Here is a 20248-nt window from a genome sequence, read left to right as displayed (position 1 = left end):
CAGCGGTCCGTGGCTCCGATCGCACAACCGGAGCCACGGACCGAGGAAGGCTCTACCGGTCGTAGCCCTCCGGGTCAGGCCGGTGCGGCCGAGGTGGGTGTACTCCATGGCGAACCACCTTCGGCCGCGCCGGGCCCGGTGTCCAGTACATTCCGCCGGACGTGGCCGGTCACCGACCGTGGGTGGCGAACCTCCGTACGGCGAGCGGCACGCAGGCCGCGAGCAGGGCGGCGCTCCAGAGCAGCGCGACGAGGGTGGCGTGCCGCATCGGCCAGGCCGATGCGGCTGCCGAGGGGTTGCCGAACAGTTCCCGGCAGGCCTGGACGACGGCGCTGATCGGGTTCCAGTCGGCGAGGAGGCGCAGCCAGCCGGGCATGCCGCCGGTGGGCACGTAGGCGTTGGTGACCATCGCCAGCGGGAAGACCGCGACGGACAGCTGTCCGGCCGCCTCCTCCTTGCCGACGGTCAGGCCGAGCAGGGTGCCGACCCAGGTCATCACGAAGCGGAAGAGCAGCAGCAGGGCGAACGCCCCTGCCGCGTCGGCGAGTCCGTTCCGGGCGCGCCAGCCGGCCCCGAGCCCGACCAGGGCCAGCAGGGCCAGGACGACCACGCTGACGAGCAGGTCGGCGAGGGTCTGCCCGAGCAGCAGCCCGGTGCGGGAGACCGGCATCGAGCGCAGCCGGTCGGTGACTCCGCGCCCGACGTCTCGGGCGGCGCCGACCATGGTGGGCATGACGCCGTTGGTGGCGACCATGGCGAACATGCCGGGCATCAGGAACTCCCGGTAGTCGCCGCCGCCCGGCACCTGGATGGCGCTGCCGAAGACGTACCCGAAGACCACCACCATCACCACCGGTACGCCCAGTGATGCGGCCAACAGGCCTGGCGAGTGGCGGTAGTTGAGCAGGACTCGGAGCATCGACGTCCCAGTGTCGGAGACCAGGCGGGCCGCGGCGGACGGCCGCGGGGCGATGCGCGCGGCATGGGCGACGGTGACCATCAGGCGGCCTTCCCTTCGGTGAGCGCGAGGAACACGTCGTCCAGCGAGGGCGCCCGCACCCCGACGTCCTGCGCGACGACCCCGGCGCCGTCCAACTCCCGTACCAGCGAGGGCAGTAGGACGGAGACGCCCGGCGCCGTCAGCACCGTGACGGTCCGATCGGCGACGTCCACCTGGACGTCGCCGCCGGCGATCGAGGACAACACCACGGCGATGGCGGCGAGTTGCCCGGGGTCGGCCAGGGTGACGGAGACCTGGCTGCCGATCGCGGCCTTGAGCCTGTCCGGCGGTCCGGTGGCGATGGCGGCACCGTGGTCGACGACGACGATGTCGTCGGCGAGCCGGTCGGCCTCCTCCAGGTACTGGGTGGTGAGCAGCACGGTGGTGCCGCCGTGCGCCAACTCCTTGACGGTGTCCCAGATCGCCTGGCGGCTGCGCGGGTCGAGCCCGGTGGTGGGCTCGTCGAGGAAGAGCACCGGAGGACTGGTGACCAGACTGGCGACGAGGTCCAGGCGCCGGCGCATGCCGCCGGAGTAGGTGCGGACCAGCCGGTCGGCGGCCTCGTCGAGGTCGAAGCGGGTGAGCAGTTCGTCGGCGCGCTCCCGGGCCCGGCGGGCGCCGAGGCGGTGCAGCCGGCCGAGCAGGCGGAGGTTGTCCCGGCCGGTGATGCCCTCGTCGACGGCGGCGTGCTGCCCGGCGAGGCCGATGGCGCGCCGGACGTCCTCGGCGGCGCGGACGACGTCGTGCCCGGCGACCCGGGCGGTGCCGCGGTCGGGGGCGACCAGGGTGGCGAGGACGCGGACGGCGGTGGTCTTGCCGGCGCCGTTGGGGCCGAGCAGGCCGCAGACGGTGCCGGCCGGGACGGTGAGGTCGAGGCCTCGCAGGGCCTCGGTGGCGCCGAAGCGTTTCTCCACACCCGCCATCTCGATGGCGGGCGCCGCGCCCGCGGCGGGTCGGGCGGTGTCGGCCGGAACGGTGTCGGTTCGGGCGGTGTCGGACATGGCTCTGCCCTTCTCTAGGTACAGCGTACGTAGAAGCGCGCTCGGGCGCCATCGTACTACGTACGCCGTACGTATCTAAGATGGGTGAGCGAGGTGATCTTCCAGTGCCGTCCAGCAAGTCCCCCACCGGCTCCGACCGGCCGCAGCAGCCCGGCAGGCCCACACCCCCCGAGGCCCCCGAGCTGATCTGGCTGCGCCCCGAGCGCACCGGCCGCGGCCCGCGCCCGGCCCACAGCCGCGACTCCATCGCCGCGGTGGCCATCGCGATCGCCGACACCGAGGGCCTGGACGCCGTCTCCATGCGCCGGGTCGCGGCGGCGCTCGGCGCGGGCACCATGTCGCTCTACAACTACGTGCCGAAGAAGGAGCACCTGCTCGACCTGATGCTCGACGCGGCCACCGGCGAGTACCACCTGCCACCCGAGCCGACCGGCGACGTGCGGGCCGACCTCACCGCCCTCGCCCACCAGCAGCTCGCCATCCTCCGCCGCCACCCCTGGCTGCCCGCGCTGGTGCTGGCCCGCCCGAGCATCGGCCCCAACGCCCTGCGCTACACCGACCACTTCCTGGCCGTCACCGCCCCATCCGGGCTCGGCGGCGGAGCCCGGATGGAGGCGATGGCCCTGTTCAACGGCTTCATCTGCCAGTTCGCCCAGTACGAGCAGACGGCCGCGGCGGGCGCCAAGTGGCAGGCGGAGCTGGTCGGTTACCTCGGCCAGGCGGCGGCCAGCGGCGAATTCCCGCACCTGGCACAGGCGTTCGCCACCGCCGGCCCGCCCGCCGATCCGGACCAGGCCTTCGACCGCACCCTGGGCCGGGTGGTCGCCGCCATCCTGGCGCCCGCGGACGAGACTTAGCCCAGCGCCTCCCGCGTCACCAGAGCCGCCACCCGCCCGTCCACCAGCACCGGCACGGCCGCACGCCGCTCCCCCAGCACCGCCCGCGCCTCGGCCGGTGACTGCCCGACGCCGACCGTGGGCAGCGCCGGACCGAGCAGCCCGCCCAGCGGGTCGTCCGGCTTGGCGGCGCCGTCCGCGAGCGCCGCCGTCAGCACCTCCCGGGACACCGAGCCGACCACCTCGGTCGCGGCCACCCCGAACGGGCGCGCCGCCCGCGGCAGGACGGCCGGCGCGAGGCCGCTCGGCGCACCGCGCAGCAGCTCCAGCGCCTCGCCGACGGTCGCGCCGGTGTCGACCACGACCAGCGGACCGGCGGTGTCGAGCGACGCCCGGAGCGTGTCGTCCCCCTCCTCCAGGAAGCCCCACTCCCGCATCCACGCGTCGCTGTGCACCTTGGACAGGTAGGAGCGCCCCGAGTCCGGCAGCACGACCACCACCAGGTCGTCCGGCCCGAGCGTGCGCGCCACCCGCAGCGCCGCCGCGACGGCCGAGCCGGAGGAGGGGCCGGCGAGCAGGCCCTCCTCCCGGGAGAGCCGGCGGGCGGTCAGCAGCGACTCGCGGTCCGGGACGCACTCGTAGGAGTCGATCACCTCCGACCGCAGCGCCTGCGGCCAGCGGTCCTCGACGGTGTCGGGGTGGAGGTAGTGCCCGATGCTCTCGACGTACCACGGGCTGCCGTCGCCGCCCCCGTAGGACGAGGCCTCCGGGTCGGCGCCGACCACGGTCACCGCGCCGCCGGACACCTCCTTCAGGTAGCCGCCGGTACCGGTGATGGTCCCGCCAGTACCGACGCCCGCGACGAAGTGGGTCACCCGGCCGCCGGTCTGCTCCCAGATCTCGGGGCCGGTGGTCCGGAGGTGGGCATCGGGATTGGCCAGGTTGTCGTACTGATTGGCGAGCCAGGCGCCGGGGATCTCCTCGACGAGGCGCTCGCACACCTTGAAGAGGTGCCGCGGATCCTCCTGCGGCACCGCGGTCGGGGCGAGCACCACCTCGGCCCCGTACGCCCGCAGGATGTCCGCCTTCTCGGCCGACGACTTGTCGGCGACTCCGGCGATCACCCGGTAACCACGCTGCCGCCCGACGATCGCCAGGCCGATGCCGGTGTTCCCGGAGGTCGCCTCGACGATCGTCCCACCGGGCTTCAGCAGCCCGTCCCGCTCGGCGGCGAGGACCATGCCGAGCGCGGCGCGGTCCTTGACGCTGCCGCCGATGTTGAGGAACTCGGCCTTGGCGTAGATCGGCGCGGGCAGTCCGGCACCGAGTCGGGCGAGACGGATCAACGGCGTCCCGCCGATCGCGTCGAGGACGGATTCGTGCACTGCGGTCATCATCGGCCCTTTCACTGGCTCTCCGCTCCAGCCTGCCCAGCCCCGAGGGCCGCTAGACCGTGGGACACCACTCCTCACCTGGCCGAAACACATGTCCGACGGGCACTCAAGACCGGTTGTCCGCCAGGGAGGCCCCCCGGGTCAGACGGTGGCAGGAGGGACGAGCCGGCCCTGGTGGATGAGGGAGGCGGACTGCTTGAGACGGCGCTCCCGAACGCTGATCTCGTAGCCGTTGATGCCCTCGACGCGGGCGAGCCGGCTGCTGAGGTAGCGGTAGAAGTCCGGGGTGTCCCGGCAGATGACGACGGCCATCAGGTTGTGGCGTCCGCTGATCGCGCCGGCGAAGGCGCACTCGGCGTGGGCCCCGACCTCCTCTCCGATCCGGTGCAGCCGGGGCAGGCCGACCTGGAGCCACAGGGTCGCGTTGACCTCGTAGCCGAAGCGCTCGGGCAGCACGTCGACGTCGTAGGTGAGGGACCCGGCGGCCTCCAGGGCCTCCAGCCGACGGGCGACGCGGGGTTTGGACCAGCCGGTGAGCTCGGCGAGGCGGGTGTGGGTGGCCCGGCCGTCCGCCGCCAGGGCGTCGAGGAGGGCGGTGTCCTCGTCGGCGGCGGGCAGGACCGGGCCTTCGGGGGCCGGGCGGTCCGCGGTCAGCCGGAGCACCTGGTCCGGCGTGAGGGAGCCTTCGCGTCCGGTCCAGCCCGCGGTGCCGGGGGTGCCGAACGTGTGCAGCACCAGGTCGAGGCTCACGTCCAGGACCGCGCTCGCCCGGGGGAGGTGGCGCAGCAGCAGGTCGTCGCGGGAGATGTCCGCGGGGGAACGGATGACGCAGATGATCTCCGACCCGCCGGAGGCGACGCTGGTGTAGGAGACCTCGGGCCTGCGGGCGAGGGAACCCGCCAGCGGGCCCGTGGCGTCCGGCCGGCAGCGCAGCCGGGCGATCCACTCGGCCTGGCCGTGGACGGCCGGGTTGCCCGTCCCGACGACACGCAGCACGCCGCTGCGGCACAGGGCGTTGTACCGGCGCGCCACGGTCTGTTCGGACACGTCGAGGACCTCGCCGAGCCTTCGGAAGGAGACCCGGGGCGCACATCGGAGGGCGTGGATGATTTTGCGGTCCAGGTCGTCGGGCATGAGGAAATGATGCCACCGGGGCGAGCCTATGTGGAGGTTTGGATACGCCCGGCCGGATCGCTTGCGAGATTTCGGCCCGCAGGGTGGAGGCTGGTCGGCGCTCCCACCCCACAGTCGGCGCCCCGTGCGGGGCGCCCTCCACAGCATGCGAAGGAACGACTCCGTGAACTCCGCAACCACGCCGGAACCCCGGGCCGGACGGGCCGCCACGCTCGTCATGGCCTGCCTGGGCGTCTTCGTGGCCTACCTGCCCGTCACCACCGTGTCGGTGAGCCTGCCGGCGATCCAGCGCGCGCTGGGCGCGTCCACCTCCCAACTGTCCTGGGTGTCCGACGCGTTCGTGCTGCCGATGGCCGCGCTGATCCTGACCACCGGCGTCTGGGGCGACGTCCACGGCCGCAAGCGGGTCTTCCAGGCCGGCCTGGCGTTCTGCGTCCTGGGCGCCGCCGTCTCGCTGATGTCCGGCTCGGTGGAGACGCTGTGGATCGGGCAGGCCGCCTCCGGCATCGGCGCGGCCGCTCTGCTGCCCACCACGCTGGCGCTGATCAGCCACGCCGTCCCCGACCACCGCGAGCGGGGCAGGTTCATCGCCCTCTGGGCGATGTCCATGCTGGCCTCGCTGGCCACGGGCCCGCTGATCGCCGGTGCGCTGCTGGATCACGTCGCGTGGCGCTGGATCTTCCTGCTGCCGATCCCGGTCGCCGCGGCCGTACTGGTCGCCGCCGCGTTCCGGCTGCCCGACTCGCGCGCCCCGCACGGCCGCCGGCTCGACTGGCCCGGCCAGATCACCGCCGCCGTCGCGATCACCGCGCTCGTGTACGGCGTCATCGAGGGCGGCGCGGAGGGCTTCGGCACGCCCGCCGTGGTCACCGCGCTGGCGCTCGGCGCGGTCGGTGCCGTCGCCTTCGTCCTGGTCGAACTCCGCAGCACCGCACCGATGCTGGACCCGGTGCTGTTCCGCAGCCCCGCGTTCACCGCCACCGCGCTGGTCGCCGTGGTCAGCTTCCTCGGTCTGATCGGCTTCTTCTTCGTACTCAGCCTGTACTTCGGCATGGTGCAGCACCTGAGCACGATGCAGGCGGCGCTGCGGATGGTGCTGGTGGCCGGGACGTCGCTGGTCGTGAGCATCCCGGTCGGCCGTCTGATGCACCGGGTGTCGCCGCGGGTGCTGATCACCTCCGGACTGGTGGCGGTCGCGGCGTCGATGCTCTCGATGACCGGGCTCGACGCCCACACCTCCTACCCCGCCCTGTCCTGGCGACTGGTACTGCTCGGCCTCGGCATGGGCGCGGTCCTCACCCCGATGACGGCCTCCGCGGTCTCCTCCGTCCCCTTCCACCTGGCCGGGATGGCGGCGGCCGGCAACAACGCCGTCCGCCAGGTCGGCGGCGCCCTCGGCCCCGCCGTTCTCGGAGCCCTGCTCACCACTCGCGCCCTGAACACGCTCCCCGGGCACCTCGCGGACGCCGGAGTGCCGGCCGACCTCGGCGACGGGATCGTCCACACCGCCCGTGAGCAGGGACTCGGCGCCGTCGCGGCACTCGACCTCGGTCCCGCCACCGGTCAGGCCCTCGGCGCGCTGGGCGGATCCTTCCTGGACGGCATGCGGCTGTGCCTACTGGTCTCCGCCTCGCTCGCGCTGGTGGCCGCCCTCGCCTGCGCGGTGCTGCTGCGCCCGACCGCCCGCACGTCGCCGGTCGCCGCGGGTTCCGCCGCCTCCGGGCCCGAGGTCGCCGCGGCGCCGCAGCGGGAGTTCGACCACAGCTCCTGAACCTCGCCGCCCCGCCGCCTCCCGCCGTCCTCCCCGGCCGCCCGCCCGTGCCGGGCTCACGCCCCCCGCTTGCCGAGCCACGCGGTCAGGGCCGCCCTGAACCCCCGGCGCTGCGGCTGCTTCGTGACCGGAGCGGCCGGAACAACCGGAACAGCTGGAGCGGTCGGAGCGGCCGAAACGACCGGAGCGGCCGGAGCGGCCGGAGCGGCCGGCACCCGACCATCCGGGCCCGGAGGCGTGATGCCCTGGACCCGGATGGCCTCCAGCCAGGCCGGGAGGTCGGCGAGCAGCAGGTCGTACAGCTCGTCGTCGGAGACCGTCCGGGGGTCGCGCCCCAGGTGGACGAAGCCCGCGTTGTCGACGGGCCGCTTCTGCGGGACGGCCAGGCCGGTGAGCTTGCGCAGGAACTCGAACTGGCGGCTGTCCGGGTCGCCGAAGCCGATGAACTGCCAGAAGATCGGCAGCTTCGCCGCCTCGCACAGGCGGGCCTCCGCCGCGGCCTTGCTGATCGGCCCGCCGTCCGTCTGGAACAGGACGAGGGCCGGGTCCGTGGCGCCGCTCGCGAGGTAGTGCCGGACCACCGCGTCCATCGCCAGGTGGTAGCTGGTCTTGCCCATGTGGCCGAGGCCCGCGACGATCCGGTCGATCCAGCCCGCGTGGTGTTCCAGCTCGATCTCCTCCTCGGCGTCGACCTCGGTGGAGAAGAAGACGACCGGCACGCTGCCGTCGTCGTCCAGGTGGGCGGACAGGCCCAGGACCCGGTCGGCGAGCGCCTGGACGCTGCCGTCCTTGTAGTAGGACCGCATCGAGCCGGAGTAGTCGACCACCAGGTACACCGCCAGCCGACGGCCGCTCAGCCCCCGCCGCTCCACCGAGGCGCCGGCCTTCTTGTAGAGGCTCACCAGCGCGGGTGCGCTCTGCTCGACCTTGCTCAGACTGACGGCCATGGCTCGCTCCCTCGCTCGCGGCGGCAGGCGCACCGCCGGGGCGCGTGATCGCCTACGCGCTCCGGACACTCTGCGGGGCGCACCGGGGCCGCGGCAAGCCCTTCCGCGCGCCGGGCGCTCACATGCCGCTCGGGTAGGGCGACAGCCACTCGGCGTGCCGCTCCTTCAGCCGGTCGCGCTCCTCCGCCGTGGCCAGGTAGACGTCCGCGCCGCCGTCGTACGGGTGGTACAGCCGCCGCAGGCCGGTGCCCGCGATGATCACGCCGCCCTCGATGTCGTCGGCGACCCGGCGCAGCAGCCGGTCCAGGCCGCCCCGCTGCCACCGCCGCCGCTCCACGAACACGTGGCAGTAGAAGCTGAGCTCCGGATCGGTGTCGTCGGCCCGGAGCCAGGTCCGCCAGTGCCTGGTGTCCCGGTTCATCCGGGGCGCGCTCGGCCGGTCCGACCACCTCGGGACCATGACGTACACCTCGGTGCCGGCGAACAGCTCGTCCAGCACGGTGTTGTGGCGTTCCAGCACGATCGCGTACTCACGCTCGTCGTCGGGGTAGCGCTTGGACTCCGGCAGGCTGTGGAAGCGCACCCAGGCGTCCCGCTCATCCCGGCCGAGCTCCCACCCGACGGGCTCCGTCCCGGGCCACCGCCGCTCCCAGAGTGCCGTCAGTGCCTCGCGATCCGCCTGGTCCCTCTTCCTCGCCACCGGGCGAGTCTGCCACACCCGCCCCAGCAGCCCCGAGCTGGGGAAATCCGCTCGTCACGGCGGCCCGGCTCCCGTAGCGTGGTTCGGTCGATCTTGAGGGCAGCTCAAGGACAGCTCGAAGGCAGAACGGGGTACCACCATGCAGCAGCACCAGGGCTGGGCCGACGAACGCTTCGGCGCCGTCGTGGACGTCTTCGCCGCCAACTTCGCCGACTTCCCCGAACTGGGCGCCGCCGTCACGGTGTTCACCGGCGGCCGGAAGGTGGTCGAGCTGTGGGGCGGCACGGCCGACGAACGCACCGGTCGGGCCTGGACGCAGGACACCCTGGTGCCGGTGTTCTCCTGCGCCAAGGGCGCGGTGAGCATCTCCGCGCACCTGCTGGCCGAGCGGGGCCGGCTCGACCTGGACGCCCCGGTCGCCCGGTACTGGCCGGAGTTCGCCCGGAACGGCAAGCAGGGGATCACCACCCGGATGATCCTCGGTCACCGCGCCGGCATACCGGCCCTGGACGCGGTGCTCTCCTTCGAGGAGGTCGCCGCCTGGGATCCGGTGATCCGGGCGATCGAGGCCCAGCGGCCACTGTGGGAGCCGGGCACGACGTACGAGTACCACGGCCATGTGCTCGGCTTCGCGGTCGGCGAGGTGATCCGCCGGATCACCGGGCTGACCCCGGGCGCGTTCCTGCGCGAGGAGATCGCCGAGCCGCTCGGCCTGCCGCTCTGGATCGGCCTTCCGGAGAGCGAACTCCCGTCCCTGGCCCGCCTGGTGGAGGCCGAGGGCCGCCGCCCGATGCCCGGCCCGGAGCACCTGCTCACCCGGATCGTCACCATGAACGGCGCGCTGGCCTTCCCCGGCCTGGACGTGCCGCACGGCTGGAACGACCCTGACCTGCACGCGATGGAGCTGCCCGGCGCGGGCGCCGTCGCCTCGGCCACCGGCCTGGCCGGCGTCTACGCGGCGGCGGTCACCGGACTGGACGGCTCGCCCCGGCTGCTCTCCCCCGCCACCGTCACCGACGCGGTGCGCGAAGTCTCCTCCGGCGCGGGCTTCCTGGGCTTCGACATGGGCGCCCGCTGGGGCTCCGGCCTGCTGCTCGACTCCCCCGCCTTCCGCCCGCTGCTCGGCGCGCGCAGCTTCGGCAACGACGGCGCCGGCGGCCAGTTCGCCTTCGGGGACGACGAGTTCGGCGTCGGCTTCGGCTACGTCGCCAACCGGATGATCGGCCACGGCGACGCCCGGGCGAACCGGCTGATCGAGGCGGTGCGGGCGTGTCTGGGCTGACGGGCTTCCTCCCCCTCGTCACCACCCTGGCCACCACCGGCGGCCTCGGCGAGCTGCGCTACGGCGCCTCGCTGCCCGAACTCGCCGCCCGCTACGGCGAGCCCTGGGACGGCGGGCGCGTCCACAAGCAGACCCGCTGGCCGCACGCCTTCGGCTGGGGCGACGTCCGGACGGTGTTCTGCCGCTGCCGCCGGCTCCACTCGCTGTCCCTGCCGATCTGGCACGGCGAACTCGACCTCCCCCGGCCGGACGGCGACCCGGTGACGCTCGACTCCCGGGTCACCGAGGCCGAACTGCTGGCCGCGCTGACCGCCACCGGCCACGGCTGGCGGACGGTGGCGTACGAGAACCTCCCGGGCCAACGGACCCTGGAGTTCTCTCCGGCCGAGGAGGTCCGGGTCGGGCTGGTGCTCGTCGACCGCGACGGCTACGACCAGCCGCCGTTGCCGGAGTGGATGCTGCACAAGGCGGTGCTGTGGGGCTACGAGCACGTCGACTGCCCCGAGCCGGACCCGCTCGCCGACGACGGCTGGGGCGCGGCCGAACTCTGAACCGGCGGCGGGCCGTTCAGCCCCGTGCGGAACGGCCCGCCCCCCCCCCCCCCCCCCCCCGACCCCCCCCCCCCCCCCCACCCCCCCCCCCCCGCGCCACCCCCCCCACCCCCCACGCCCGCGCGGCGAAGGGGGGGGGGGGGCCCCCCCCCGCCCGGGGGGGGGGCGCGCCCCCCCCGGGGCCCCCCCCCCCCCCCGCCCGCCACCCCCGCCGCTACGAGTCGCAGCGCCTCATTCCAGCGCCCGCGGCAGCACCACCCGCACCCACTCCTCCGGCTGCGACAGGTGCGGCGCGTGCCCGGCACCCTCGTACAGATGGCGTTCCGCCACGGGGAGGGTGAGGTCGATCAGGTCCAGCACCTCGCCGAACATCGGCGCGCTGTCGTCGCTCTGGGTGAGCAGGGCCGGTTCGTCGAACCCGGACAGCCCGGTGAGGTCCAGGTCGAGGGCGTCCGGGTCGCGCAGCTCGTCCAGGTAGGTGGGCGCGTTGCGGATGTAGGCGTGCCGGACCGGCGCGGGCAGCTGCTCCCAGGCGCCCGGGCCGAACGCGAGGCTGTCCACGTACAGTTCGGCGGCCGCGGCGGACTCCGCCTGCTCCAGCAGCTCCCGGACGGCCGCGATCCGGTCCGCGAAGTCGGTACCGATCGGACGCAGGTCCGGGTCGGCCAGCAGGATGCCGGTGCCCGGTGGCTCGTGCACGGCGATCCCGCGCAGCAGGTCGGGCCGGGCGGCGGAGAGCCGGAGCGTGACCAGCGCACCGTAGGAGTCGCCGTAGACGAAGGCGGGCGCGAGGCCCAGCCCCTGGATCAGCCCGGCCAGGTCGGCCGCGTCCTCGTGCACCGATCCCTGGGTGAGCGGGTCCTCGCTGCGGCTGTGCCCCCGGCGGTCGTAGGCGACCGCGGTGGTGGACTCGGCCAGGCCCGGCAGCACCCGCGCCCAGGAGTCCGCGTCGCTCCAGGAACCGTGCACCAGGACGACGCCGGGGCCCTCGCCGTGGGCCTCGTAGTGCAGCGTCACCCCGTTCACCCTGATCTCGGCCATCACGAGTCTCCCGGTCTCGGCGGTGCTCCCCCACCAGCCTGACACAACCACCCGGAAGGCTCAGATCCTCCGCTGCCGGGCCCGCTGCCGGGCCCGGCCCTCCCGCCCGGCGCCCGGCTCATCACCCACCGCTCAGCTCATCACCCGCACCGGCGGCTCGTCCCGCGTCCCGTCCTCCGCGACCACCGTGAACCGCTCCGAGCCCGACACCGACAGGTCCACCGGATAGAGCGACGCGGTGTCGTTGACGTCCAGCACGGCGCTCTGCCGCCCGGTCGCCGCCTCCACCCTGGTCACCCGGCCCCGGGTCATCGCCCACACCGAGCCGCCGTCCACCACCAGGCCGGTCACCTGGTCGTCCAGTCCCGCCGTCCACCGCTTGCCGCCGTCCGCGAGCGAGTACGCCAGCAGCCGGCCGGTGGCGGTCCGGCTCGGGTGCTTGCCGCCGCTGATGCCGACGTCGCCGGGCTTCTCCCCCGGCACGATGAACAGGTCGCCCACGACCACCCCGCCGAACAGCGGCCGGGCGATGAACTCGTCGAAGGCGTGCAGCCCGCCGAGCATCACGTCCAGGTCGTACTCCTCCCCGGCGACCGGTATCGCCGCCCGCTGCCGGCCGGCCCGGTCGTAGCTGAGCACCGCGTGGGTGCCGCGCTCGGCCTGGGCGTCCACCCAGACCGCGAGCGGGTCCACCGACACCACCGCGAGGTTCCGCAGCCCGCCCGCGGGCAGGTCGATCCGCCGCTGTTCCCGCCCGTCCGCGGGCGCCAGCGAGCGCAGCACGGGCGCCGCGTCGCCGCACTGGGCGACCGTGACGGCGTCCCCGGGACCGCCCGCGACCTGTAGCGGCGCGCACCCGGGGTCGGCCGTGCTGCGCCAGGCGTCCCGGCCGTCCGCCAGCCGTACCGCGTGCCAGCCGGTCCGCTCCTGGAGCAGGGCCTGCTGCCCGGCCACGGCGACCACGTCCGGGGTGGCGTCGTCGCCGTCCCGGGCGGGCGCGTCCACGGTGGCGGTCCAGCCCTCCGTGCCGTCGGCGAGGTCGAGCGCGGTGACGGCGGAGCACGGCCTGTCGTGCGGGGAGTGGCCGATCAGCCCGACGGCGCCGCTCCGGGCCGGGCCGGCGGGCCCGGTCCCCCGGCTCATCGCGCAGACCGAGTCCTCCCCGGGCGGGGTCCAGCGCCAGATGACGGCCCCGGTGGAGCTGCGGTACGCCACCACCAGGTCCGGCCGGACCCGCACCACCAGGTCCCCGCTGGTCCAGCTGCCCACGGCGCGGATCGTGGACGGCCGGTCCAGCGCCGCCTTCCAGGAGTCGTTGAGGCCGTCCCCGGCGAAGCCGACGAAGACCACGAGCCCCAGCAGCCCTCCGGCGGCGACCGCCGGGAGGCCGGCCCTGGGGTGGATCAGCGCCCAGACGAAGCCCGCCCCGCAGGGCATCAGCCCGAGGATGCTGATGATCCCCATGTACGCCAGGCTGTCGCCGCCGAACCCGTTCGCCGGTCCGAACAGCACCGCCAGCCCCATGCTCGCGAACATGGCCCCCAGCACTCCGCCGGAGACCACGATCCAGGTCTCCTTGCCCCAGGCGAGGCTGGCGGTCCACCTCGCCCGGACGACACTGTCCTCGGGCCACACGGCCATGCCGGTCTCTCCCCTGCGACGCGCCGCCCACCGCGTCGGGGCGACGATCATCGGATCGTCGCAGAGCGAGCCATGATCCGGAACAAAGAGCAGGAAAAACCCCGGCCATGGCCTGGTCCCGCCGGGCTCCGACCAGGAGGAAGGGCCGCGGCCGGACCCCCGTACCGGCCGCTGCCCTTCCTCCTGGTCGGAGCCCTTCAGCCCCGGCTCGGTCCAGGCTCAGCCCCGGCCCGGCCCCGGCTCAGCCCCGGCTCGGCTCGCCGCCCGGCACCCAGTTCCCGTGCAGGCCCAGCGGCACCCGCACCGGCAGGTGGATACGGGCGACGGGCTCGCCGGCGACGTCCTGGGCGGCGAGGATCACCAGGTCCGTCGCGCCCCGGTCCGGGTCGAGGACGTACGCCATCAGATACCCGTCGTCCTCCGCCCCCGGCGACTCGGCGGCGACGAACACCGCCTCGCCCACCGCGCCGTCGCGCCCGAACTCGTGGGCCTCGACGGTCCCCCGCTCCAGGTCGTGCTTGAGCAGGGCGTTGCTGAAGCCCGCGTCGGGGCGGTCGTCATCGGGGCCGGCGGGCGGCGCGTAGAGCTCGACGGCGGCGGTGTAGCCGTAGCGGTAGGGGCGGCCGCTGTGGCGCGGGTTGAGGCGCGGGAACTCCTGGACCCGGTCGTCCAGCCGCTCCTCCCGCACCGTTCCGGCCGCCAGGTCGAGCGTCCAGCGGTCGAGGGTGGGGCGGCTCGCGCCGATGTCGCGCAGGTCCATGCCCGGCGGGTGCCGCACCACGTCGACGACCAGGCGGTCCGCCGTCCGCTCGTACGCGTTGAGGGTGTGCCCGACCAGGTGCGGCGCGAGTTCGAACCACCGCACCGGGCCGCCCTCGCGCGGCATCACCCCGACCCGGGCGGTCCGCCGGTCGTCCCAGGTGAAGGGCACGCCGGTGGCCAGGTGCGCCGCGCTGAACACCACGGGTGTGTCGTACAGCAGCACGAACCGCTCGGTGAGCGCGAAGTCGTGCATGTAAGGGTTCCCGGGCACGTCGATCAGGGTGCTGCGGCGCACGGCGCCGGTGGCGTCCATCACGATGTGCTGGACCTGCTCCGATCCGTACCGGAAGGCCAGCGAGTGCAGTTCCCCGGTGTGCGGGTCGAGGATCGAGTGGGCGTTGGCGCTGTACCCCTCCGGCGTGGCGCCCAGCTCGCACGGCCCCAGCGTGTCCAGCTCGTAGCCGAGTTCGTACGGGCGGATGCCGCCCTCGATCAGCGCGTAGGTGCGCCCGGCGAGGCCCGCGACCTGCACGTTCGGGGAGATGTCCAGCCGCTCGTCGACGGGGGTGCCGCGCCGGGGCTCGCCGAGGTGGTCGGCGACCGCGCCGGAGCGGACCCAGCGGTTGCGGTACCACTCGGCGCGTCCGTCCCGGATGCGGACGCCGTGCACCATGCCCGCGCCGAGGGTCCACAGGTGGGCGACCGGGTCCTCGATGCCCAGCGGGTTGGGGCCGTTGCGCAGGTAGCGGCCGTCGAGGTGGGCCGGGATCCGGCCGGTGACGGGCAGGTCGTGGACGGTGACCTCCTCCGTCACCGGGGCGAAGTTCCCGGACAGGTAGCGGTTGCGGCGGGTGGTGCCGGTGGCGCTCGTGGTGCCTGCGCTCATGGTGCCGGTGCTGATGGTGCCTGCGCTCATGGTGCGGACCTCTCGTCGGGTGATGGGGTGCCGGTGCCGAACGCCCGCCCCAGCGCGGCCATCAGCGCCTCGTAGCGCGCCCCGGCCTCGGCCGGCGCGAAGTGGCCGGCCAGCTCCAGGCTCACCGCGCCGTGGGTGGCCGCCCAGAAGAGATGGGAGACCTCGCGGGCGTCGCCGGGGCGGAAGACCCCGGCCGCCATGCAGGCGTCCACGGCGGCCACCGAGGCGCCGAACGCGCCGTCCGCCACCGCCAACGCCTCGTCGCTGGGCCGGAATCCGGGCGCCGGCTGCTCGAACATCACGCGGTAGTAGGCGGGTTCGGCGATCGCGCGCTCCCGGTAGGCCCGGCCGAGTTCGGTCAGGTGGGCCAACGGGTCGTCCCCGCGCGGGACTTGCTCCTGTGCCCGGCGCAGCCGCGCGAAGCCCTCGCGGTACAGCGCGTCGAGCAGCCCCTCCTTCCCGCCGAACATCGTGTACAGCACCTTGGTCGAGGAGCCGATCTCGGCGGCGATCCGGCGAACCGTCAGCGCGGCGGAGCCTTCGGCGACGAGGAGGGAGATGGCGCGGTCGAGGATCACGGCGCGGACGGCGTCCTGGCCGATCCGCTGCGCGTCCTGGTAGGGCGTGCTCATGGGTAACAACGTAACCGATCAGAAACAGTGTTACCAGCCTTTTCCCGCACCGGTGTTCGGATTCGGCCCGGCATGACCGTCCTGCCGTCTGACTAGAATGGCGCGCTCCACAGCCGAGGGGAGTCAGCGATGAGTGGCCTCACCCGCTGCGACGAGGTCGCGGCCAAGGCGGACCTGGGTGAACGGCGGCGGGTGTACCGGACGACCCGCCGGATCGGCGACGGAACGGCCAAGTGGGGCCTGGGCCTGCCCTCCCTGCTCGTCTTCGCCGCCTCCGGCTGGACTTGGTGGGGCGCCGCCATCGCGGCCGCCGTCCTGGCCGCGGGCATCTGGGCCTACAAGACGGTGCCACCGCGCACCGGGCTGGTCGCCGTGGCGCGCTACCGGGGCGGTCTCGTCCTCCACCACGCCGGCGGCGACTTCACCGCCCTGCCCTGGGACGCCATCGAGAGCTACGAGTACATACGCTCCCGGACGGACTTCCAGGGCAACCTGATGCTCGAACGCTTCGCCCGCGTCCTCATCCAGCCGTACGGGCGCGAAACACCCTACGTGGTCACGAAACTGGCGGGCCGGTACGAGCCGGGCCTGGCGGAGGCCATCCGGGCCGGCCTGATGCCGCGCCACACCGGACACCTGCGCGCACGGTTCGAGGCGGAGGGGCGCGTCGTGTTCGGGCAGGCACTCGCCGTGGTGCCCGAGGGGCTCGTCATCAGCCCCGGCGACGTCCACCACAGCGAGACCCTGCCGTGGAGCGGTCTCGACGAGGTCACCGCCGAGGACCAGCGCGAGCTCCGGATCACGACCCGCACCGAACTGGAGCGGGGCGGGCGGCAGGTCGGATTCCTCATCCCCGACGCGGACGTCGCCGCGGCCTTCGTCCTGGAGACCCGGGCGAGGTTCCTGCCGGGGGGCGCCGAGTGACCGGGCCGCGGTCCGCCGCCACCGGCTCCCGGACCCCTGCCGTCCGGCACCCCCGGCCGGGCCGCTTCCCGGCCTCGCGCTGAGCTCGCCGGCCGCCCTCCGGGGCCCGGCAACCATCCACCACGGCACGGCGGTCGGCGGCACGGCGGTCGGCGACTCGCCGACTGCCCGCGCCCGGCACCGCGCGGGGGCCGTGGCCGTGACCGGCCGTGCGGCAGCCGCCGTGCTCGCCCTGGGCCCCTGCCGGCCCACCGCGACCCGGCGCCGGAACCGCGGGACCCGCGGGAACCCACCGGAACCGTAGAATCCGCCGGTACGTACCAGGAAGGATTTCGCGTGTTCCGAGCGCAGCGTCCGCGCACCGCAGAGCTGACCCCGTGGCCGGGCGAGGGGCCGGTCAACGGCGTCGTCCTGCTGCTGCCGGGCGGATTCATCCGCAGCCGGCGCGCCCCCGTGAAGGTCGCCGAGCTGGGATTGCGGGACCTGGCCGCCGAGCTCACCGAGCGCGGCCGGCCCCACGGCCTCGCGGTGCACCTGCTGCGCTACCGCCACGGCGGCTGGAACGGCGCCGACGCCGACACCGCCGTCGACACCCGCTGGGCGCTCGACGAGCTCACCCGGCGGTACCCGGGCGCGCCCGTCGTGCTGATCGGGAACTCACTGGGCGGGCGGGCCGCGTTCTGGTGCGCCGGGCACCCCTCCGTGGTGGGCGTGGCCGGGATCGCCCCCTGGCTGCCGAGCGGCGACGCGGTCGAGCAGCTGGCCGGGCGCCGGGTGCTGATCGTCCACGGCACCGGGGACCACAGTTCGGCCGGCGCCGCCCAGTCCCTGGAGTACGCGCTGCGCGCCCGGCGGGTCGTCCCGGACCTCGCCCGCTACGAGGTCCCCGGCGGCAGCCACTACCTGATCCGCGAGGCCCGCGACATCAGCGCGCTGACCACCGCCTTCGCCCTCGCCGCCGTGGGCGCCGAGCCCGCTCCGCTGGCGGCGGGGGCGGTCTGCAGCCGGCTCCCCGCCCGGGCGTAGCCCGGCCCCGCCCCGGCCTCGGGCCTCCCCGACCACCTCGGGCCTCCCCTGCCGATCGGCAGGGGAGGCCCGGTCGCCTTCGTGCGGGATTCCTGCCGATCGGCACATGCTCGAAGGGGCTGTCGGCGATCAGTCTTGGAGGCACCGCGAGAGGCGGCCACCCGGGCCGCCGCGGAAGGGAGGCTCCACCGTGTTCCGCGACCAGTTCCCTGCCGGTGTCCGTCCCCCCGGCTTCGGTCGAGCGCAACTGATCGAGCGTCAGTCTCGTTTTCTCCGTGGCGGCTCGTCCCGCCCCGCACCCGCCCCGACGACAGCCGCCATCGCCATCGCCATCGAGAGGAGACCGGGTGATCGAGATCCCCGACGGGCTCGTCCGCTCCACCGTCGACCGCGAGGGCGCCCCCGGCGCGGCCTGGATCGGCGAACTCCCCGGCCTCGCCGCCAGGCTGCTGGAGCGCTGGGGGTGCGCACCGGACGGCGAGGCCGCCCATGGTGGCGTCGGCCTGGTCCTCCCGGTCCGGCGGGGATCGGGGCGGCCGGCCGTGCTGAAGGTCTCGTTCCCCCACCCGGGCAACGTGCACGAGCCGGACGCCTTCGCGGTGTGGACGGGCCGGGGAGCCGTCCGGCTGTACGAAAGGGACGACGAGCGCTTCGCGATGCTGCTCGAACGGGCGAGCCCGGTCACGCTCGCGGAGGTCCGGGACGGCGACGAAGTACTGACGGTCGCCGGGCGGCTCAGCCTCCGGCTCGGCGTCCCGGCGCCACCCGACCTGCCCGGCCTGCCCCGCCTGCCCCGGCTCAGCGACCGGGCCGCCGGCTGGGAGGAGCAACTACGCCGCGACGCGGCCTCGTTGGCCCACACCATGCCGGCCCGCAGCGTGGCCGCCGCCCTGGCCACCGTCCGCGAACTCGCCCGCGACCAGCCGGAGGTGCTCGTCCACGGCGACCTCCATCCGCGCAACGTCCTGCGCGCGGAACGCGAACCCTGGCTGGCCGTGGATCCGAAGGGGTACGTCGGGGACCGCGCCTACGACGGCGGCACCCTGCTCACGGTCCACGCGCTGACCACACTCGGCGGGGCGGCCCCGCGCCAACCCGTCCTCCGGGCGCTCGACGTCTTCGCCGAGGCCGCCGAGCTGGACCGCGAGCGGATCCGCCGCTGGGCCCAACTCCAGGCCGTCCAGGCGGCCTTCCGGGGCCGGCGGCACGGCTTCCGGCGTGCCCGGGGCGGCCCCGGACTCGACCTGCTCACCGGCTACGCCGACCGGCTCGCCGAAGCGCTCACCCCTACCTGACGGAGCCGCCACGGACTCGAAGCACGCCCACCCCGAAGACGGCCGCCGCCCGGAGGCGCCCCACCCCCGGGCCACCCCCGGGCACCCCGGTCCGCGCCCCTGTTCGACCATCGGATTCGGGCCGCCATCCTCCGGCCCCGGAAATCGGGTTGGCGGCCGACAGTGCGCACTGCCTATCGTCGGGGGATGACCACTCGAACCTTCCGCATCATGGTGCGCGGCGTCTTCGACGGCCTCACCGACGAACAGCGCGCCGAACTGCTCGCCGCCGCCCCCGAGCACGACGTCCTGCGCGCCGCCTTCACCCGCGAGGGCCACCTCAGCTACGACCTGTCCGCGCGGGCCGCCTTCACCTTCCGCTTCCTCGACGAGGGCGAGGCCGAGGAGGACATCCTGGAGGCCACCGAGCGGGCCGAGCAGTCGGCGCGGGACTGGCTGGGCGAGCGCGGCTACGGCCACAAGAACCTCCGCTCCCAGGCCGAGGACCTCTCCCAGGCGCCCCTCGGCAAGCGGCAGCGCCGCGCCGCCAACAGCGCCCACTGACCCGCCCCCCTCCCCCTCCGCCACCTCCTTGGCGGCTCTTCGTCGAGGTATACTTGAGCAGTCAAGGAGGTGGCAATGACAAACCACTCGGAACTGCCCCAGCACCCGGAGCCGACCGGGCCGGCTCAGCCCACGGCGGGCACGGGCCCCGACCCACTGGACACCGCCCTGCGGCTGGTCCGCGCCCAGGCGGCCCTGGTCAAGCGCTTCGACGCGGGTCTCAGCGGCCTGCACGGCGTCAGCCTGGCCGACTTCACCATGCTGCTCCACCTCTCCCAGGCCCCCGGCGGCCGGATGCGCCGGGTCGACCTCGCCGAAGCCCTCGGACTCACCGCCTCCGGCGTGACCCGCGGCCTCGCACCGCTGGAGCGGATCGGTCTGGTCTCCCGCGAGGCCGCCGCCCGCGACGCCCGGGTCACCTATGCCGCCCTCACCCCGACCGGCCGGGAACGGCTCGCCGAGATGCTGTACACCGCCCGCAAGATCGCCGCCGAGCACTTCGCGGCCGACCAGTGGAGCGCCGATGACCTCGGCCGGATCTCCGCGCTGCTCACCCGCCTCGGCGGCACCGCCCCCGGCCGGCGCCTCGGCTGAGCCGCGCGCCCCGGCCTCCGCGCACACCCACGACCCGGCGTGGACCCGGCCCACGCCGGGCCCACGCCGGGCCCACGCCGCGTCCACACCAGGGCCCACGCCGGATCCACACCCGCCCCCCGCCCGGCACGCACCCCACCTCACCCCTCGCGCGCGCCCCGGCCTAGTACTCCAGCCGCACTTCGTGATCTCGCAGGTCGGGGCTGGAACTGGAACGGCCACCGAATGATCTTGGTGAGGTGTGTGGACTCTTCAAGA

18 protein-coding genes and 1 pseudogene are annotated in these 20248 nt (G+C 74.5%); 9 read left to right on the top strand and 10 right to left on the bottom strand.

Annotation, left to right across the window (positions count from 1 at the left end; translation table 11 throughout):
- Positions 1–169: 169 nt before the first annotated feature.
- Entirely contained in the window at positions 170–1000 is an 831-nt protein-coding gene (locus ACFRAR_RS25880; RefSeq protein ID WP_380700573.1) for an ABC transporter permease, read from the bottom strand.
- Complete coding sequence (locus tag ACFRAR_RS25875; RefSeq protein WP_380700602.1) at positions 1000–1923, bottom strand: ATP-binding cassette domain-containing protein; 924 nt, start codon at positions 1921–1923, stop codon at positions 1000–1002. Before ACFRAR_RS25875 ends, ACFRAR_RS25880 begins: the two co-directional genes overlap by 1 nt.
- A gap of 182 nt (positions 1924–2105) precedes the next feature.
- Between ACFRAR_RS25875 and ACFRAR_RS25870 the strand changes: the two genes are divergently transcribed.
- Entirely contained in the window at positions 2106–2858 is a 753-nt protein-coding gene (locus ACFRAR_RS25870) for a TetR/AcrR family transcriptional regulator (protein ID WP_380700572.1), read from the top strand.
- Here ACFRAR_RS25870 and ACFRAR_RS25865 read toward each other — a convergent pair.
- On the bottom strand, positions 2855–4231 hold the full coding sequence (locus ACFRAR_RS25865) for a pyridoxal-phosphate dependent enzyme (protein ID WP_380700601.1): 1377 nt from the start codon (positions 4229–4231) through the stop codon (positions 2855–2857). The two genes, ACFRAR_RS25870 and ACFRAR_RS25865, sit on opposite strands and share 4 nt — an antisense overlap.
- 141 nt (positions 4232–4372) lie before the next feature.
- Positions 4373–5365: an Lrp/AsnC family transcriptional regulator gene (locus tag ACFRAR_RS25860; protein WP_380700571.1), complete on the bottom strand. Its 993-nt coding sequence runs from the start codon at positions 5363–5365 to the stop codon at positions 4373–4375.
- A 163-nt stretch (positions 5366–5528) separates the two neighbouring features.
- Between ACFRAR_RS25860 and ACFRAR_RS25855 the strand changes: the two genes are divergently transcribed.
- The gene (locus tag ACFRAR_RS25855; protein ID WP_380700570.1) at positions 5529–7136 is read left to right on the top strand and encodes an MFS transporter; all 1608 of its coding nucleotides are present in this window, start codon (positions 5529–5531) and stop codon (positions 7134–7136) included.
- Between the two features lie 239 nt (positions 7137–7375).
- Here ACFRAR_RS25855 and ACFRAR_RS25850 read toward each other — a convergent pair.
- Positions 7376–8083 (bottom strand): annotated as a pseudogene (locus ACFRAR_RS25850) (VWA domain-containing protein); the annotation flags it as partial.
- Between the two features lie 118 nt (positions 8084–8201).
- Positions 8202–8783 carry a hypothetical protein gene (locus ACFRAR_RS25845; RefSeq protein ID WP_380700569.1) on the bottom strand — a complete coding sequence of 194 codons (582 nt, stop codon included), beginning with the start codon at positions 8781–8783 and terminating at the stop codon, positions 8202–8204.
- Positions 8784–8922: 139 nt separating this feature from the next.
- Here ACFRAR_RS25845 and ACFRAR_RS25840 point away from each other — a divergent pair, with 139 nt between their 5' ends.
- Both ACFRAR_RS25840 and ACFRAR_RS25835 read left to right on the top strand, forming a co-directional pair.
- Positions 8923–10065, top strand: coding sequence for a serine hydrolase domain-containing protein (locus ACFRAR_RS25840; RefSeq protein ID WP_380700568.1), 1143 nt, complete (start codon positions 8923–8925; stop codon positions 10063–10065).
- A complete protein-coding gene (locus ACFRAR_RS25835; RefSeq protein ID WP_380700567.1) occupies positions 10053–10616 on the top strand; it encodes a hypothetical protein in 564 nt (187 codons plus the stop codon). Before ACFRAR_RS25840 ends, ACFRAR_RS25835 begins: the two co-directional genes overlap by 13 nt.
- Before the next feature lie 231 nt (positions 10617–10847).
- Here the strand turns inward: ACFRAR_RS25835 and ACFRAR_RS25830 are convergent, their stop codons facing one another.
- The 4 genes from ACFRAR_RS25830 to ACFRAR_RS25815 all read right to left on the bottom strand — a co-directional run bounded on the left by ACFRAR_RS25830 (position 10848) and on the right by ACFRAR_RS25815 (position 15608).
- Positions 10848–11657 (bottom strand): alpha/beta fold hydrolase, encoded by an 810-nt coding sequence (locus ACFRAR_RS25830; RefSeq protein WP_380700566.1) that lies wholly within the window; start codon positions 11655–11657, stop codon positions 10848–10850.
- 132 nt (positions 11658–11789) lie between these two features.
- Positions 11790–13298, bottom strand: coding sequence for a PQQ-binding-like beta-propeller repeat protein (locus ACFRAR_RS25825; RefSeq protein WP_380700565.1), 1509 nt, complete (start codon positions 13296–13298; stop codon positions 11790–11792).
- A 241-nt stretch (positions 13299–13539) separates the two neighbouring features.
- Positions 13540–14976, bottom strand: coding sequence for a carotenoid oxygenase family protein (locus ACFRAR_RS25820; RefSeq protein ID WP_380700564.1), 1437 nt, complete (start codon positions 14974–14976; stop codon positions 13540–13542).
- Entirely contained in the window at positions 14973–15608 is a 636-nt protein-coding gene (locus tag ACFRAR_RS25815) for a TetR/AcrR family transcriptional regulator (protein ID WP_380700563.1), read from the bottom strand. Before ACFRAR_RS25815 ends, ACFRAR_RS25820 begins: the two co-directional genes overlap by 4 nt.
- Positions 15609–15737: 129 nt before the next feature.
- Here ACFRAR_RS25815 and ACFRAR_RS25810 point away from each other — a divergent pair, with 129 nt between their 5' ends.
- From ACFRAR_RS25810 to ACFRAR_RS25790, 5 genes are all read left to right on the top strand, one after another.
- Positions 15738–16532, top strand: coding sequence for a hypothetical protein (locus tag ACFRAR_RS25810; RefSeq protein ID WP_380700562.1), 795 nt, complete (start codon positions 15738–15740; stop codon positions 16530–16532).
- Positions 16533–16868: 336 nt separating this feature from the next.
- The gene (locus tag ACFRAR_RS25805) at positions 16869–17558 is read left to right on the top strand and encodes an alpha/beta hydrolase (RefSeq protein ID WP_380700561.1); all 690 of its coding nucleotides are present in this window, start codon (positions 16869–16871) and stop codon (positions 17556–17558) included.
- Positions 17559–17905: 347 nt separating this feature from the next.
- The gene (locus ACFRAR_RS25800) at positions 17906–18853 is read left to right on the top strand and encodes an aminoglycoside phosphotransferase family protein (RefSeq protein WP_380700560.1); all 948 of its coding nucleotides are present in this window, start codon (positions 17906–17908) and stop codon (positions 18851–18853) included.
- Positions 18854–19039: 186 nt separating this feature from the next.
- The gene (locus tag ACFRAR_RS25795; protein WP_380700559.1) at positions 19040–19396 is read left to right on the top strand and encodes a DUF6204 family protein; all 357 of its coding nucleotides are present in this window, start codon (positions 19040–19042) and stop codon (positions 19394–19396) included.
- Between the two features lie 75 nt (positions 19397–19471).
- Positions 19472–19990 (top strand): MarR family winged helix-turn-helix transcriptional regulator, encoded by a 519-nt coding sequence (locus tag ACFRAR_RS25790; RefSeq protein WP_380700558.1) that lies wholly within the window; start codon positions 19472–19474, stop codon positions 19988–19990.
- Positions 19991–20248: the final 258 nt, after the last annotated feature.

The organism is Kitasatospora sp. NPDC056651 (assembly GCF_042792155.1).
Classification (GTDB): domain Bacteria; phylum Actinomycetota; class Actinomycetes; order Streptomycetales; family Streptomycetaceae; genus Kitasatospora.
The sequence above is the reverse complement of the archived record's forward strand: the minus strand, read 5'-3'. Positions and strand labels throughout refer to the sequence as shown.

Coding starts and splice junctions, on each gene's coding strand:
- ACFRAR_RS25880 (WP_380700573.1), bottom strand. CDS start 1,000: ATGGTCACCGTCGCCCATGCCGCGCGCATCGCCCCGCGGCCGTCCGCC.
- ACFRAR_RS25875 (WP_380700602.1), bottom strand. CDS start 1,923: ATGGCGGGTGTGGAGAAACGCTTCGGCGCCACCGAGGCCCTGCGAGGC.
- ACFRAR_RS25865 (WP_380700601.1), bottom strand. CDS start 4,231: ATGACCGCAGTGCACGAATCCGTCCTCGACGCGATCGGCGGGACGCCG.
- ACFRAR_RS25860 (WP_380700571.1), bottom strand. CDS start 5,365: ATGCCCGACGACCTGGACCGCAAAATCATCCACGCCCTCCGATGTGCG.
- ACFRAR_RS25840 (WP_380700568.1), top strand. CDS start 8,923: ATGCAGCAGCACCAGGGCTGGGCCGACGAACGCTTCGGCGCCGTCGTG.
- ACFRAR_RS25830 (WP_380700566.1), bottom strand. CDS start 11,657: ATGGCCGAGATCAGGGTGAACGGGGTGACGCTGCACTACGAGGCCCAC.
- ACFRAR_RS25825 (WP_380700565.1), bottom strand. CDS start 13,298: ATGGCCGTGTGGCCCGAGGACAGTGTCGTCCGGGCGAGGTGGACCGCC.
- ACFRAR_RS25820 (WP_380700564.1), bottom strand. CDS start 14,976: ATGAGCGCAGGCACCATCAGCACCGGCACCATGAGCGCAGGCACCACG.
- ACFRAR_RS25815 (WP_380700563.1), bottom strand. CDS start 15,608: ATGAGCACGCCCTACCAGGACGCGCAGCGGATCGGCCAGGACGCCGTC.
- ACFRAR_RS25810 (WP_380700562.1), top strand. CDS start 15,738: ATGAGTGGCCTCACCCGCTGCGACGAGGTCGCGGCCAAGGCGGACCTG.
- ACFRAR_RS25795 (WP_380700559.1), top strand. CDS start 19,040: ATGACCACTCGAACCTTCCGCATCATGGTGCGCGGCGTCTTCGACGGC.
- ACFRAR_RS25790 (WP_380700558.1), top strand. CDS start 19,472: ATGACAAACCACTCGGAACTGCCCCAGCACCCGGAGCCGACCGGGCCG.